We start from the raw sequence: 15,324 nt of genomic DNA on the forward strand, positions 1-15,324 counted from the left end.
AGACAGTCAGATTTAAAACTTTTTGAGGCATTTTGTGGATATCTTTCCAATCTCGTTAAAGTTGCAACAGCAACCTTGTCTGATTGTCGGTGGTGGACATATTGCATACCGTAAAGCGGTATTGCTACATAAAGCAGGGGCAGTCATTTCGGTGATTGCACCTAAGATTGAAGCGAGTCTGCTTGAGATTGTTCAAGCGACCGCCGGTCAATATGTTCAGGCACCTTTCAATTCTGAAATTCCTCTACGTTCCTATCGTCTGGTGATTGCAGCGACCAATGATGCTGGAGTCAACCGTCAGGTGTTTGAAGACTGTGAAGCTGAAAATGTGCTGGTCAACAGTGTTGATGATCCGCCACATTGCCGTTTCATGGTTCCAGCAATTATCGACCGCTCACCACTGATTATTTCAGTAGCCAGTAACGGTACTTCACCGGTATTGTCTCGTCAGATCCGCACTCAGCTTGAAGCTACCATTCCGCATGGTATGGGTAAACTGGCTGAGTTCTCTGGTAAGTGGCGTAGTGCAGTTAAAGCCAAGATCACTAATCCCGATGAACGCCGTATCTTCTGGGAAGATTTATATGCCAGTCCTTTGAAAGAACAGATATTTAATGACAATCTGGCTGAAGCTGACCGTCTGATTGAACAAGCCTTAAATGAATGGCAAAAGCCAAAAGGTGAGGTTTATCTGGTCGGTGCTGGACCGGGTGATCCAGAGTTATTGACGCTAAAAGCCTTACGTTTGATGCAACAAGCCGATGTGGTGATCTATGACCGTTTGGTCTCTGCACCAATTATGGATCTCTGTCGCCGTGATGCAGAGAAGATCTATGTCGGTAAGGCGCGGTCTAATCATGCAGTGCCACAAGAAGGAATTAATGCCTTACTGGTGAAATATGCCAGCGAAGGCAAGCGCGTTTGTCGTCTAAAAGGCGGTGATCCGTTTATCTTTGGTCGTGGCGGTGAAGAGATTGAAGAGCTGTTTGCTGCTGGTGTGGCCTTTCAGGTCGTGCCTGGCATTACTGCAGCTTCAGGCTGTTCAGCTTATGCTGGTATTCCGCTCACTCATCGTGATTATGCGCAAAGCGTGCGCTTCCTGACAGGTCATTTAAAAGAAGGTTCACCAGAGCTGCCTTGGAATGAACTGGTCTATGAAAACCAGACCTTAGTACTATATATGGGACTGGTTGGACTGGAAAAAATCTGTGCACAATTGATTGAGCATGGTCAGCGTCCAGATATGCCAGTAGCCCTAGTCTCAAAAGGCACCACACCAGAGCAAAAAGTCGTGGTGGGAACGCTCCAAGATATTGCATCGAAAGTGAATGAGCACCATATTCAGGCACCAACCTTGACCATTATTGGTGAAGTGGTGCGTTTACGTGAAAAATTGAAGTGGTCCTAAACGGCCATTGGACTCCCAAAAGTAGAGAAAAGCTGTGATTCATGTTGTTTTATATGAACCTGAAATTCCTGCCAATACAGGTAATATTATTCGCCTATGCGCAAATACGGGAGCACAGTTACATTTGGTCAAGCCACTTGGCTTTGAACTGGATGATAAAAAACTAAGACGTGCCGGTCTCGATTATCATGAATATGCCAATATGCAGATTTGGGAAAATATTGAAAACTGTCTGGCCGATCTGGCTACTAAGGGCGTAGGTGTGGATGCGGTTTATCCGCTGACTACCAAAGGTTTTGAAACCCCGCATACCTCAGATCTAAATCGTTCTGTAGCCTTGTTGATGGGGCCTGAAACTCGTGGCTTGCCAGAGCATGTACGTATGATGTTTCCAAAAGAGCACTGGATTCGTCTGCCAATGGCAGAGAATTCACGCAGCTTGAACTTGTCTAATGCGACTGCTGTGATTGTCTATGAAGCTTGGCGTCAGCAGGGTTTTAAACCGCTTTAAGCTCATCGTACGGATTTAAAAAGCTGCCTAAGGGCAGCTTTTTTATTTTATGTAACAGATGTGGGTACATATTTGGCCTTTCAGGTAATCTTGCAGATAAACTCTTGAGAATGTAGAAAAAAGGAACAAGATGTGAAGAAAGGATGGTTTTTAGCAGGCTGTAGTACGGTATTGCTGGCCAGCATGATGACACAGGCTCAAGAAGCGCCACAGCAATCAGTATCATCACAAGATACAGTTCAGCCCATTACTCAGGAAGAAATCCGCCAAGGGCTGGCAGCGATGCAACAACGCTTAAATAGCCTCATTGAGCAATGGGGTAAAACCTTTAGCCGTGATGATTTCGAGTGGACCTGGCGTGGACGTCAGATGAAACCAGCCAAACGTCAGGAAGTTTGCGATATTTTCCAGGGCGTGGTGAATGAAATGTATCAAATGGCGGTGAGGAACAAGGCTCGGCTCAGCCCAGAAGATCAGAAACTATTATCCAATCGTGATCAGTTTATTGAAAAATTGGGCTTTCAAAATAACCGGGTAAATACCCAAATGGGTTTTGATTGTCGTCTGCAATAAGCTCAGTCCATTATCCAAGAAAATAAAAAAGGCGCATAAAGCGCCTTTTTTAGGTATGAACAATATTGATTATTCAAACTCATTATGTTGTGGAGCAGGGTGCTTAAAGCCCTTGGTTTTATAACCCAGGTACAAAATACCGAACATCGCCCACCATAAACCGTATTTCAGTGCAGTTTCTTCAATTTCCAGCCACATCGCAAAGATACTGATAAAACCAAGCATCGGGATGACCACAAAGCTGAAAATATCTTTCGCAGTTTTAGTACGACCATCACGCAGTGCATAACGTGAAATCACTGACAGGTTCACGAATGTAAATGCAGTCAAGGCACCAAAGCTGATCATTGAAATCACGATATCCAGATCCATGAAGCCAGCAGTTAAGGCCACTGCACCTACAATCAGAATATTGTAGTTTGGCGTATAGCTTTTCGGACTGATATGACCAAAGATTTTCTTGTTGATCACGCCATCACGACCCATGACATACATCAGACGAGATACACCTGCGTGAGCAGAGATACCAGACGCCATTACGGTAATGATCGCAAAAGTCAGAACATAAGACTGGAACAGTGAGCCGCCGACAAGAAGCAGAATTTCTGGCTGAGTTTCAGCAATATTCTTGAAGTAAGAACCCGGTGTAGAAGGGAAGTACAACTGCATGAAGTAAGTACTGATAATGAAAATCACACCAGCGATTAAAGCAGTCAAGAAAATTGCCTTAGGTAAGGTGTTTTCAGTATCTTTGGTTTCTTCTGCCAGAGAACTTAAAGAGTCAAAACCAGTGAATGAGAAGCACAGTAAGGTCGCACCAGTAATCAAGGCACCGACTGAAGTCAGTTCATTCCAGAACGGTTCAAGACTCCAAAGCTGGTAACGCTGTTCAGCTGTAATCGGACCATCAGCATTGAAACCGGCCTGTAGTTTGGTAAATACCATCCAGGTAAAGATACCGATCACCAGTAACTGTACCAGTACGATCAAACTGTTAAAGTTCGCCACGAAGCGTGCACCACGCAGGTTCACCCCGGTCATGAAGGCAGTCAGTACGATTACCCAGACCCAGTGGTTCACATCAGGAAACAGTGCTTCAAGATAGATCACCGCCAGGATGATGTTCACCATTGGTGATAACAGATAATCCAGCCAGGAAGACCAGCCCACCATGAAGCCAATATTCGGGTGAATCGATTTTTGGGCATAGGTATAGGCCGAACCCGAAGAAGGGTAGCGGCGAATCATGTGACCATAGCTGATCGATGTAAACAAAATTGCAATCAGGGCAATGATGTAAGAAGTAGGAACATGCAAATGACTTTCTTCAGATACCAAACCAAAAGTATCAAATAAGGTCATTGGTTGAATGTAAGCTAAACCAATAATAATGATGTGCCAGAGCCCTAGCGTTTTTTGCAGTTTAGCTGCCGATTGAGTCCCAGAGAAATTTGTCAACGGCGTTATCCTCTTAATCGTTGATCAAGGATCAGTCATATTTAATAAGGATCGTTTGAGACGAACGATCCCCCCTACAATTTTCTATAAAAGCGCGCCAATCTACTTTAAAATTACGGCTTTTACTAGCTATTTTTTGAATTTAGGCCTGCACGAAATGTGCCATTCGAAGAAAAAAACGGCGATTTCCTGCAAGATAAAAGCCCGATGTCTAAAAAAACATCAGGCTTAAATTTTTCGCTATATTGGCTTATTTTTCAGTAATTACCAAGCCTTTTTTAAGATAGATTTCAAATCTTCCAAACTGGCTTCTTTCGGGTTGTAAATGATGGAACCATCATTTAATGCTTTTTCAGCAACTTCATCCAGCTGTGCTTCAGAAATCTTACCTGTTTCACTTAATGTGCGCGGTAATTTGGTCAAGCTATAGATTCGATCACGCATGGTTAAAATTGTAGCAATGGTCTTGTCTGCACGTAAGTGTGCTGGTGTTTGTGCATAGATGTCTGCACCCGCCAATGGCAGCAGCAGCTCGGCAATCTTGTCGCCATTCACTTCCTTGTTGTATTCCAGTACATAAGGCAGGAACAGATTCATACATAGGCCATGCGGCAAATGCGCGACTGCACCTAGAGCATGTCCAAGGGAGTGCACCAGACCCACCATCGAATTGGAGAAGGCAATACCAGCCATGGTAGAGGCCTGAGCCAGCTCCAGACGACCTTGGGCATCAGTTGGGTTGTCGAGTACGTTAAATAGGTTGGCACTGACCTTTTTCACGGCAGCTGTGGCATAGGCATCTGAAATTGGATTGGCTGCCATACAGGTGTAGGCTTCTACAGCATGTGTCATCGCATCCATGGCTGTCATGGCAGTCAGATGCGGTGGCAGGGTCTGAGTCATACGTGGATCCAGAATCGCTGCATGCGGCATCAGATAATAAGATGCAAATGGCATTTTCACATTCTTTTCGGTATCCGATACCACAGCAACCATGGTCACTTCAGAACCGGTACCAGAAGTCGTAGGAATTACGAAAAATGGCTTCAGCGGTTTAGGCAGGTTATGCGCACCAGAATATTTGAGTAAGTCGTCACCACCTTCAGAGACCAAAATATTGGTCGCTTTTGAGGTATCAATCACTGAACCGCCGCCAACAGCAATAATGGCATCGCAATCATGATCACGATAAAGCTGTGCTGCGCTGCGCACTGTACCTAAACTGGAATCTGGCGGTACATCATCGAAAATCGCTGCAATTTTGGCATCGGTCGATTCAAAAGCAGCTTCAATCGGTGCCAGCAGGTTATTGGCACGTACACCTTTATCGGTAATGATCAATGGACGTTTGGCACCTAAAGTGGCCAATTCAAAAGGAATGTGTTCTAACGCGGCATGACCAGCAATTACTTTGACTGGGCAGAAAAATTCATAATAAGGTTTTGCCATGTTATACACTCCGTTTCAAATAAGATTGAGCGACTTTTAAGTAGATGCTGCTCGCTTCCATGATTTTATCTTTGAGTCCCAGATTATTCGGGTATTCTTTGACTGCCAGTTGCGCCACCATTTTCGGCAAGATCAGCGCTTCCATTTTGTTCAGGCAACGTACCAGACGGATCGCATAGGAAATATCACCATCGGCAACCATGCGGTCATTGGCAAAGGCTTGAGACGTGCTTTCCTGAAAGGAAAACACCAGAAAAGCATGATGCAGATGCTTAAAAGTAATGGTCAGGTCTGGCTTGATGCTGCTGTCTTTGACCAGTTCCAGCTGATGTTGTTCCGTGACCCGGGCAACGAAGGCCGGGCCATGCGGAAAAACATTCATTGAAAGCCTAAAATTGGCGGGAAACTGGGCAACTTCCTGTTTGATTTCTGGGTCTACCTGACTTGCCATGACCAAGCCACGGCCAATGATATCCATCATCAGTTTGACATAGGCAAGCTGCAAAGCGGGTTTTACGGATTTTGTCGCAATCACGTGATGATCCCTATCTTGATATTATTGGTTTAGAGTAATTACTCTAATTTATTTATTATTAAAATGCAAAGGCTTTATCTTTGCTCGACGTTCACCTGATTAAAGTAACCGCTGCTACTTAAAGTTTCAATAATTTCAACACATAAGTCATTAAACTTTGGCGGATTGCTGACGAGGTCATTAATTCGCACCATTTCCAGGCCTGCATAGCCGCACGGGTTAATGGTATGGAAACCGGTCAGGTCGCAATCAATATTTAAAGACAGGCCATGATAGCTACGGCCTTTACGAATCTTGAAGCCAAGCGAACCAATCTTGCGTTCATTCACATAGACGCCCGGAGCATCGGGTTTGGCATAGGCTTCAATCTCATGCTTTTTAAGTAGCTCAATCATTAGGTTTTCGGCATACGACACCAATGTACGGACATTCCAGCCCAGACGGTTCAGGTCAAACATAAAGTACGCCACCAGCTGGCCTGGGCCATGCCAGGTCACCTGACCACCACGGTCAGTTTGAATCACGGGAATATCGGTTGGAATCAGGATATGTTCCGGTTTGCCTGCCTGACCTTGGGTCAGTACATCATGATGCTGCAAAATCCATAACTCATCAGGCGTATTTTCATCACGGTTTTCCGTGAAGCTTTTCATTTCCAGAAAACGGTCTTCGTAGGGAGTCAGGTTATTATATTGACGGATAATCAGGGAGGGTTTTTGAACCGCAGCTGTCACAGTGTGCGTCCTTAGAAAATTAAATCATACTGCAAATAATTATAATGATTTCAGCAATAGATAGGAGAGAGATTCGTAGTAATTGTTGGTGAGCTAGTCACACACATAAAAAACACGCCCGAAAGCGTGTCTTTTAATTTGCCAAAGTTGGAGCAGAATAATCTTAAAGAGCAGTCTTGATTAGTGGGCAAGCAGCCAAGTCTGCATATACAGCATGCACCTGTTCCAGTTCAAGAAAACGTAGCTGAGCAGTGATTGAATGATATTTACCAGTACGAGATGGAGTGATGCTTACGCTATCGCCATCAAAGTCAGGGAAATGTTTGGTAAAAATCTCAACGACTGCATTCAGCAGTTCTTCACCTGCAAGGCCAATGAGTTTGATTGGGTAATCCATTGGAAAAACCCAAAGATCTTCGCGGAGTTCACGAGATGGTGTACGGTCTAACATGTAGTCTCCCTATTCGAAACGCCTGCATAGCGCAGGCGTTTGGGTGTATTGCAATACAAAATGGAGGCAGTTGAAGAAATTTCAACTCTCCAGGTTTGTATCAAATCTTAGTCATTTTCCAAGAATGAACGCAGGTGTTCAGAACGGGAAGGGTGACGCAGCTTACGCAGTGCTTTGGCTTCGATCTGACGGATACGTTCACGGGTTACATCGAACTGTTTACCAACTTCTTCCAAAGTATGGTCCGTTGGCATGTCGATACCGAAACGCATTTTCAGGACTTTCGCTTCACGTTCAGTCAGGTTTTCCAGCACTTCGCGAGTCGCTTCTTTCAAGCCTTCTGAAGTTGCAGCATCAACAGGAGAGGTGATGTTGCTGTCTTCAATGAAGTCACCCAAATGCGAATCTTCATCATCACCGATCGGTGTTTCCATCGAAATCGGTTCTTTAGCGATTTTCAGTACTTTACGAACCTTCACTTCGTCCATTTCCAGACGTTCGCCTAGTTCTTCCGGAGTCGGTTCACGGCCCATTTCCTGAAGCAATTGACGAGATACACGGTTGATCTTGTTAATCGTTTCAATCATGTGTACTGGAATACGAATGGTACGTGCCTGATCCGCGATTGAACGGGTAATTGCCTGACGAATCCACCAGGTTGCATAAGTCGAGAACTTGTAACCACGACGGTATTCAAATTTGTCTACCGCTTTCATCAGACCGATGTTACCTTCCTGAATCAGATCTAGGAACTGCAGACCACGGTTGGTATATTTCTTCGCGATCGAAATTACCAGACGTAAGTTTGCTTCAACCATCTCTTTCTTGGCACGACGCGCTTTCGCTTCACCGACTGCCATACGTTTGGCAATGTCTTTGATGTCACGAACTTTAAGATCAAGGTCTTTTTCGATATCTGCAATTTTTTGCTGGAAGGCCAATACGTCAGGACGTACTTTTTCCAGATAAGCTTTCTGATCAGCAGGCGCTTTTGCAATTTGCTCATCTAACCAGGCTGGATTCGATTCCTGACCCGGGAAAGTGGTACGGAACTGGGTACGGTCCATACGGCCACGACGGACGGCATAACGCATCACTTCACGTTCTGCACCACGGATCTGGTCATGTGTGCCACGAATCATTTCAGAAATGATATCGAACAGACGCGGCGTGAACTTGAACATCATGAACACAGTAGCAAGCGCTTGAAGTGCTTCTTCTGCTTCTTTGCTGTTACGGCCGTGTTTTTCCAGTACCGCTTTGGTATTTTTCCAGGCATCGGAAAGTTCGGCAAAACGAACTTTGGCAATTTCTGGATCTGGGCCTGAGTCACCTTCAGAATCGTCATCGCTATCAGACTCTTCATCTTCCTCGTCATCATCCAGTTTTACATCTTTGGTTGACTTGGTCGTTGCTTCTTCGTCTTCTTCGATTTCAGCGACTTCTTCCAGGACTTCTGGAATTTCTTCATCTGATTCAGGGTCTAAATAACCTGACAGAATGTCAGCAAGGCGGCGTTCGCCAGCTTCATAATCTTTGTATTCTTGTAGTACAACTTCTACAGCATTCGGCCAGTAAGCAATAGAGTGAAGAACGTCTCGGATACCTTCTTCAATGCGTTTTGCAATGCTAATTTCGCCTTCACGCGTTAAAAGTTCAACGGTACCCATTTCACGCATGTACATACGTACAGGGTCAGTCGTACGACCTGGTTCGTTTTCTACAGATGCAAGTACAGCCGCAGCTTCTTCTTCTGCAACTTCATCAGCAGCTTCTGCAGTATCCTCGAACATTGCATCATCAGATTCAGGCGCACGATCATGGACAGGAATACCCACATCATTCAGCATTTGAATGATGTCTTCAATCTGTTCGCTTTCTGTGATGGAGTCCGGGAGATGATCGTTAACCTCAGCGAAGGTTAAGTAACCTTGTTCTTTGCCTCGGCTAATCAGAGCCGCTACTTGAGAAGTAGGGGAAGTCATATCGCTCATCTTTGCTTACTCTTCGTTGAATCTGTGGCAGTGAAAAACCGTGCATGATAGCACAATTCACCTGAAATAGTTTTGGAATTGATCAGTCAAGCATGATTTTATAAATATGTTTGAATAACAATTGAATATCGATATTGGGTCTAAGTTTATCTTTTCAAGTGTATTTCCCAATCTAATTTTAGAAACGTCCCTCATCCATGGGATAAAAAGCGTTCACTATCTAACCAGCTAATAAATACACAATTATGCTGTAGAAAAACAAGAGCCAACTAGTATAAACATACAAAATATATAAATAAAACTTGACAAGTTTTTAAAGGCAAGATAAATAGCGCCTAGACCCATTTACATTTTTCACTACGAGGTAGTTTTAGTGTCTTCGACAGATTTTGAACTAGATGATAGCTACGGTGATGATGATGTTAATTTCGATGAGGCATCGAGTAAGCTAAGTGCGAAAGAGTCGTTGGAAAAACGTCGTCTGATTGATGATCTGCTCTCGCAACGCCGCCTGGAACGCGAACTCAAAGATTTTGATTATGACTTCGACGATGATGACGACTTTGACGACGAAGATTAACGAATTCAGATTTAGCATAGCCTGAATAAATGCTATGCTAATCCTTTCGGTTTTCTAAGTTTGGATGTTAAATGAGTGCTTTAGATTTAGACCTGTTGAGTGAATATCTGGATGGCGACCAAAATGAGTATGGTCTGGATTTTGCGGCAACTCATGGTTTCTTATGTGCTATCGCAGTAGGCCCGCAATTTGACAAATGGATGGATGAACTTTTTGAAGGCAACCAGAAAAAAGTGCCTGCAGAAATCATCAATCAGGTTAAAGCATGGTTAGAGTCAATCCGTCAAAGCTTGGCCAATGAAGAAGGGATCACTTTCCCGTTTGAAATTGAAGAAGCAGATACCGAATCAAGTCTAGGTGACTGGAGCGTGGGCTTTGTAGATGCCATGTTCCTGAACGAAGAAGCCTGGTTTACAGAAGAATTTGAAGAACAGTTGGTCGATTTAACGCTGCCAATTATGGTATTCAGTGGCATCGATGAAGAAGATCCGCAAATGGAATCCTTCCGTCGCAATGGCCAGTTAATGGATGAGCTTGCAGAAGAGATTCCAGAAAACTTGAATGAATTATATTTGATGTATCACACACCAGAATAAGTCATGTGCCGCCATGAAAAAGCACCGTCAGGTGCTTTTTTTAGCTCAGGTGTTTTATACAACGTTCGGACTAGTGGATGATTTAATCTAAGGTTTATGATCGGCACCCGTACGCTTGCTCAAGCTATAACGTGCATAGCCATTGTAGGCGATATGGAACAGCAAGGCATGTAAGGCAATACTTGCAGCCACCAGAAACGAATTTGGCCCGCGCCCTGTATAAGCCATTCTTCTATAGATTTCCTCGGTCTGCGGATGCAGCCAGATCACTATAAACAAAAAGATAAATCCGAAGGTCATGGCAATAATCGTGGAACCCCAGACCAGTCTGCTTTTCTCTTCCTGGGTGGGTAGTCGGAGTTCTTTTTTCACAAAGTATCGGGCGCTGAGAAAGGCGGAGGCAATCAGGGCAGGAATCAGCAGAATGGCGCCCAGATTGAACACGTAGATGAGTATGCCCACTATTAAGATCAGAGTCAGATAAACGGTGGCAAAATATTTAAGATAATGCGACATCGTTTTAGCCTCCTTATGCTGAGGTCTCTTCAGGATGGACGATTTTTACGTTGATGTCTACGGTATAAAACCCAACCCACGATGATCACGACAATCGCAATAATCACATAACTGACCTGACTGAAGATTTTGTGCATCAATTCCTGATTTTCACCAAAATAAAAACCGACACAGGCCAGGAACGTGGTCCAGATAACAGTACCTAGTCCACTATAGAACATGAATTTCCAGAAAGGCATATGGCTCATGCCAGCCGGGATACTGATGAGGGAACGTACTGCCGGAACCATCCGGCCAAAGAATACAATCCGGTGTCCATACTGCTCGAACCATTCCAGAGATTTTTTCACGTCTTCAGATTTGATAAACAAGAATTTTCCATATCGGTCTATGAATCTGAAAATACTGTCGTGGTTAAATTTATAGCCAATCCAATAGAGCAATGCCGCTGCCAATAACGAACCGATACTGCCTGCAATAATGACTCCAACCAGCAGTAATTCTCCTTGAGATGCGGAATAGCCGGCAGAAGGCATGATAATTTCAGAGGGGATCGGGGGAAAGACATTGTCAAGAAACATGAGCAGGGCAATGCCCCAGTAGCCCAGCTGTTCCATGACAGAAATAATCCATTCAGTCAGATTCATAAAATTGGCAAAATAAAAAATACTGCTTGTATCCTAAGCAGTATTTTTAAGAGGGTAAAGTTAAGTTATATAAATGGCCAAGTGCGGATTAACTATGGGTTAAGGTATAAATGTAAACTTTACGTAAGCTGTAAGCCAGGCAAACTGGCAGAGCACTGAGCAGTAAATAATGTGCTGCTGTAGCCTCAATATGGTAGCCGATAAACAGGGCAAGAATGGCACCAATGATAGTTCCCAAGATCACAATAAACAGATGTGATTCTGCTTCCAGCTCATCTGTCAGTTGGGTAATACGTTCCAGTTTTGTATTTTCTTTAGGTTGGAATCTAACAATATTATCTGGATCCCGAGCAAGTGAATTGGCCATTTTGTTTTCCTTTTCATTTAAAAAATTAATTAATAATGAAAGACTTATGGTAACAAAGTAATGTGATATAAAGACTATCAAGCTTGGCTGTAAAAATATGCTGTTCTTGGTAAGGGATTGGTAAGTTTTTTATTGCAGATGTAATGCTTATGTAAATAAAAAGCCCTCCGAAGAGGGCTTAGATATTTTTAGTTACAAAACTGGAGTTAGAGACGTTTACGTTTTGCAGCCAGAATTTGCGATTGACGCATACGGAAACCTTCTTTTTGTTTCTCGGTGGTTTTATCGATGCAGTACACACAAGATACGCCGTGTTCATAACTTGGCAGCGCTGCCTCTTCAGGTGTTAATGGCCAGCCACACGCATGACATTTGGTATTTTGACCTTCTTCCACACCATGTGTAACTGCAGTACGGCCATCAAATACGAAACATTCACCTTCCCAAAGACTTTCTTCAGCTGGAGTTTCTTCTAGGTATTTCAGAATACCGCCTTTCAGGTGATACACCTCTTTAAAGCCTTCCTGAAGCAATAAAGAAGTTGATTTTTCACAACGAATACCACCGGTACAGAACATGGCAATTTTCTTATCCTTGTGCTGTTCCAGGTTCTTTTTCACATATTCAGGGAATTCACGGAAAGTTTCAGTTTTTGGATCGATTGCGCCTTTGAAGGTACCGGCTTTGTATTCGTAATCATTACGGGTATCAACCAGAATCACATCATCACGTGCAATCAGCTCATTCCATTCTTTAGGATCAAGATAATGACCAACCAGATCACGTGGCTTAACAGGCACACCTAAAGTCACAATCTCTTTTTTTAGTTTGATCTTCATTTTACGGAATGGTTTGTCAGAGCTATGCGACTCTTTGTATTCCATTTCGTTGAAGCCTTCATCCAGCAGGAACTGATGTACTTTGTCGATGGCTTCACGGTTACCCGCAACAGTCCCGTTAATGCCTTCACCTGCCACAATTAGAGTACCGCAAAGGTTGATGGTTTTTACCAAGTCTAAAAGACGTTGTTGCAGACCTTCAGGATCTTGAACTTCTTTGAATTGATAAAGTGCGGCAACAACCCAACCAGTCGTCGCTTGCTGTTCTACAGGTGCAAGCTGTTCTACAGTAGCGTTCATGGAATACTCCAACGTAGCATGATAATTTGAAAGGCGCATATTTTAACGTGATTTGAATGAATAAGCGAGTAAAAGGCCGGGTTTTAACGGACTTCAAATCGATAGGGAGAGCGTGTATAGTCATGCCGACCCAGGATTTTGATGCAATGATGCAGATGCTGGAAGTTGCAGCACAGTTGGAGTAAGTTTTGAGTTCGGATCGTCGTATTGCATCTTTGACCCCTTGCGCAGGGCGTTGCTCAACCGTATTTGGTGATGCGGTCTGTCGTGGTTGCCGCCGTTTTAATCATGAAGTGATTCACTGGAATAGTTATAACGCAGATCAACATACTGCGGTCTGGCAGCGGCTGGATGCACAGCTAGATCAGATTTTGGTCCCGATGCTGCCGATGGCGAATCTGGCCAAAGTGGAAACATTTGTCCTGTCTAAACGGGTGCGTCTACGTGAAGATGCGACTAAAGGTCGTAAGCTTTACCATGCCTTAAAACTCTGTGAAAAGAATCGTCATTTTACTGATGAAAGCGGTTTAGGCATTCATTACAAACAGGTGCGCCCGCTTTGGGATGAATTCGAACGTCGGGTACTGGCACTCGCCAAAGCCAGTTATGACCTGGCTTTTTTACGGGCAGATGGGATCAGCCAGCATCTGATTCAGATGGAAGAAGAGGACGAATAAGTCCTCTTTTTTATACTCAATTTATAGACGAGGAGGGATTAGGTGAATATTACGGAATATCTGCTGTACTGTCTGGCAGTGGTGATCATGATTGCTACCCCAGGACCAGTCATGCTCCTCGTTGCCAGTGCTGGACTGAAAGGTGGCTATAAGCACGCTTTGCAGACCATTTTCGGGACGAATTTTGCTTCTCTGGTATTGATCACCTTATCTATTTTTAGCTTAAAAGGCTTATTGGTCATTAATGAAAACTGGCTGAATGGCATCAAGCTGCTTGGCTGTTTATATATTGCCTGGCTGGGAATCCAGATTTTCCGGGAAGTCTGGCAAGGGCAGGGTTCAACCAGTTCACAAGGCTTGCAGCCAGTACAGGGTGGCTTCCGAACCGGTTTTCTGGTGGGGATCTCCAACCCCAAAGATATTATTTTCTTTGCTGCGTTTTTCCCGCAGTTTATTGGCATTACTCCAAACTTAGATTCCAGCTTAGTGATTCTGACGATCAGCTGGATTGTGCTGGATTTTTTGACTCTGTCATTAGTTTATTTAGGCTTTCAACGCTTTGCTAAGTCCACGCTGTATCCTTATTTGCTTGGTTTGTGCGGTTTGATTTTATTGGTAGTCGCAGTCTATGGAATATTGTCTGTACTCATCTAAAAATATTTGTATAAAATAAAAAATCCCGGCTTAAGACCGGGATTTTTTATTTTTAAATCTTATACATTATACTGCTGGCGGTAATGTGCTAGTTCATCAATGGTAATCACGGTCAGCTGATGCGTCTGCGCATAAGACAATACCTGAATACCAGAAGCCATGGTGCCATCTGGATTGGTCAGTTCACACAGAACCCCGGCAGGTTTCAGTCCAGCCAGACGTGCAAGATCAATCGTACCTTCGGTATGACCACGACGGGTCAGCACACCGCCTTCACGGGCACGTAAAGGGAAGACATGCCCTGGGCGATTCAGATCACTGGCAACTGCGCCGTCTTTAATGGCTGCTTTAATCGTAGTGGTACGGTCTTTGGCAGATACACCAGTCGTCACACCTTCCGCAGCTTCAATGGTGACAGTAAATGCAGTTTTAAACTGGCTAGAGTTATCCTGCACCATAGGTGGCAGTTCTAAATGATTGGCCAGTTCATCAGTCAGACATAGGCACACAATACCGGAACCATCACGAATCATACGAGCCATGGTTTCTACAGTCAAAGTCTCTGCTGCAATGATGAGGTCGGCTTCATTCTCGCGGTCAAAGTCATCCATCACCAGAACAGGTCTGCCTTGGCGGATGTCTTCGAGTGCTTGTTGGATGCGCTGTTCAGCGGGAGCTAAAGCGGAAAAGAAAATTTCGGGTTGAATCAAACTTGACATTGAAACGCTCACGTAAAGTAAAAGTACGATTGAACATTTCAGGACATAGTGAAAATAGGCTTATAGCAAAACAGTTTCATGCCAGGCATAAAACAGGGTGTACTGCTTTCGTCTTCTTTCATCCGGACTATACCGTCGGCTCTGGATTTGCACCAGATCTGCAGATCAATCGAAATTGACCGCTCGTGGGCTGATTTAGGAATAGAGATTTACTACCCTGAAATTACCACCGGTGGGGAATCTCACCCCGCCCTGAAGCGATGTAGGGCCATTATAGTCCTGATTTTTAAAAGATGGGATAGTTTGGCCAGTCACG

At 44.1% G+C, this 15,324-nt stretch carries 19 protein-coding genes and 1 riboswitch; of the genes, 8 read left to right on the top strand and 11 right to left on the bottom strand.

What is annotated here, in order from left to right; all coding sequences use genetic code 11:
- Positions 1-34: 34 nt before the first annotated feature.
- The 3 genes from cysG to FTV31_RS01220 all read left to right on the top strand — a co-directional run bounded on the left by cysG (position 35) and on the right by FTV31_RS01220 (position 2,492).
- Positions 35-1,408, top strand: coding sequence for a siroheme synthase CysG (gene cysG / locus FTV31_RS01210; RefSeq protein WP_180012723.1), 1,374 nt, complete (start codon positions 35-37; stop codon positions 1,406-1,408).
- Positions 1,409-1,442: 34 nt separating this feature from the next.
- A complete protein-coding gene (locus tag FTV31_RS01215; RefSeq protein ID WP_180012724.1) occupies positions 1,443-1,919 on the top strand; it encodes a tRNA (cytidine(34)-2'-O)-methyltransferase in 477 nt (158 codons plus the stop codon).
- 183 nt (positions 1,920-2,102) lie between these two features.
- The gene (locus FTV31_RS01220; protein WP_180012806.1) at positions 2,103-2,492 is read left to right on the top strand and encodes a hypothetical protein; all 390 of its coding nucleotides are present in this window, start codon (positions 2,103-2,105) and stop codon (positions 2,490-2,492) included.
- Between the two features lie 69 nt (positions 2,493-2,561).
- Here the strand turns inward: FTV31_RS01220 and FTV31_RS01225 are convergent, their stop codons facing one another.
- From FTV31_RS01225 to rpoD, 6 genes are all read right to left on the bottom strand, one after another.
- Positions 2,562-3,950: an APC family permease gene (locus FTV31_RS01225; RefSeq protein ID WP_004784881.1), complete on the bottom strand. Its 1,389-nt coding sequence runs from the start codon at positions 3,948-3,950 to the stop codon at positions 2,562-2,564.
- Positions 3,951-4,214: 264 nt separating this feature from the next.
- The gene (locus FTV31_RS01230) at positions 4,215-5,399 is read right to left on the bottom strand and encodes an iron-containing alcohol dehydrogenase (RefSeq protein WP_034170151.1); all 1,185 of its coding nucleotides are present in this window, start codon (positions 5,397-5,399) and stop codon (positions 4,215-4,217) included.
- A gap of 1 nt (position 5,400) precedes the next feature.
- Positions 5,401-5,934, bottom strand: coding sequence for a hypothetical protein (locus FTV31_RS01235; protein WP_180012725.1), 534 nt, complete (start codon positions 5,932-5,934; stop codon positions 5,401-5,403).
- Positions 5,935-6,008: 74 nt separating this feature from the next.
- Positions 6,009-6,668 carry a lipoyl(octanoyl) transferase LipB gene (lipB, locus tag FTV31_RS01240; RefSeq protein ID WP_180012726.1) on the bottom strand — a complete coding sequence of 220 codons (660 nt, stop codon included), beginning with the start codon at positions 6,666-6,668 and terminating at the stop codon, positions 6,009-6,011.
- A gap of 163 nt (positions 6,669-6,831) precedes the next feature.
- Positions 6,832-7,119 (bottom strand): YbeD family protein, encoded by a 288-nt coding sequence (locus tag FTV31_RS01245; RefSeq protein ID WP_004784874.1) that lies wholly within the window; start codon positions 7,117-7,119, stop codon positions 6,832-6,834.
- Between the two features lie 107 nt (positions 7,120-7,226).
- Complete coding sequence (gene rpoD / locus FTV31_RS01250) at positions 7,227-9,113, bottom strand: RNA polymerase sigma factor RpoD (protein WP_180002122.1); 1,887 nt, start codon at positions 9,111-9,113, stop codon at positions 7,227-7,229.
- Positions 9,114-9,486: 373 nt separating this feature from the next.
- Between rpoD and FTV31_RS01255 the strand changes: the two genes are divergently transcribed.
- Together FTV31_RS01255 and FTV31_RS01260 are read left to right on the top strand one after the other, a co-directional pair.
- Complete coding sequence (locus tag FTV31_RS01255; RefSeq protein WP_004784869.1) at positions 9,487-9,693, top strand: PA3496 family putative envelope integrity protein; 207 nt, start codon at positions 9,487-9,489, stop codon at positions 9,691-9,693.
- Between the two features lie 71 nt (positions 9,694-9,764).
- Positions 9,765-10,289: a YecA family protein gene (locus tag FTV31_RS01260; RefSeq protein ID WP_004784868.1), complete on the top strand. Its 525-nt coding sequence runs from the start codon at positions 9,765-9,767 to the stop codon at positions 10,287-10,289.
- A gap of 87 nt (positions 10,290-10,376) precedes the next feature.
- Here FTV31_RS01260 and FTV31_RS01265 read toward each other — a convergent pair whose 3' ends face one another.
- The 4 genes from FTV31_RS01265 to FTV31_RS01280 form a co-directional block, all read right to left on the bottom strand.
- Positions 10,377-10,805, bottom strand: coding sequence for an ABZJ_00895 family protein (locus FTV31_RS01265; RefSeq protein WP_180012727.1), 429 nt, complete (start codon positions 10,803-10,805; stop codon positions 10,377-10,379).
- 29 nt (positions 10,806-10,834) lie between these two features.
- Positions 10,835-11,452 carry a DedA family protein gene (locus FTV31_RS01270; protein WP_180012728.1) on the bottom strand — a complete coding sequence of 206 codons (618 nt, stop codon included), beginning with the start codon at positions 11,450-11,452 and terminating at the stop codon, positions 10,835-10,837.
- 88 nt (positions 11,453-11,540) lie between these two features.
- A complete protein-coding gene (locus tag FTV31_RS01275; protein WP_159123452.1) occupies positions 11,541-11,819 on the bottom strand; it encodes an FUSC family protein in 279 nt (92 codons plus the stop codon).
- Positions 11,820-12,025: 206 nt separating this feature from the next.
- Complete coding sequence (locus FTV31_RS01280; RefSeq protein WP_004784858.1) at positions 12,026-12,958, bottom strand: rhodanese-related sulfurtransferase; 933 nt, start codon at positions 12,956-12,958, stop codon at positions 12,026-12,028.
- 56 nt (positions 12,959-13,014) lie between these two features.
- Here FTV31_RS01280 and FTV31_RS17240 point away from each other — a divergent pair, with 56 nt between their 5' ends.
- From FTV31_RS17240 to FTV31_RS01290, 3 genes are read left to right on the top strand one after another with little or no spacing between them, the layout of a single operon-like run.
- On the top strand, positions 13,015-13,143 hold the full coding sequence (locus FTV31_RS17240; RefSeq protein WP_257218376.1) for a hypothetical protein: 129 nt from the start codon (positions 13,015-13,017) through the stop codon (positions 13,141-13,143).
- A gap of 3 nt (positions 13,144-13,146) precedes the next feature.
- Positions 13,147-13,635: a DUF1289 domain-containing protein gene (locus FTV31_RS01285; RefSeq protein ID WP_180012729.1), complete on the top strand. Its 489-nt coding sequence runs from the start codon at positions 13,147-13,149 to the stop codon at positions 13,633-13,635.
- Positions 13,636-13,677: 42 nt separating this feature from the next.
- Positions 13,678-14,289, top strand: coding sequence for a LysE family translocator (locus FTV31_RS01290; protein WP_180012730.1), 612 nt, complete (start codon positions 13,678-13,680; stop codon positions 14,287-14,289).
- A gap of 59 nt (positions 14,290-14,348) precedes the next feature.
- Here the strand turns inward: FTV31_RS01290 and ribB are convergent, their stop codons facing one another.
- The gene (gene ribB / locus FTV31_RS01295) at positions 14,349-15,008 is read right to left on the bottom strand and encodes a 3,4-dihydroxy-2-butanone-4-phosphate synthase (protein WP_180012731.1); all 660 of its coding nucleotides are present in this window, start codon (positions 15,006-15,008) and stop codon (positions 14,349-14,351) included.
- Positions 15,009-15,114: 106 nt separating this feature from the next.
- Positions 15,115-15,271, bottom strand: a riboswitch (FMN riboswitch).
- Between the last annotated feature and the right edge of the window lie 53 nt (positions 15,272-15,324).

This window comes from Acinetobacter sp. YH16031 (assembly GCF_013417335.1).
GTDB lineage: Bacteria > Pseudomonadota > Gammaproteobacteria > Pseudomonadales > Moraxellaceae > Acinetobacter.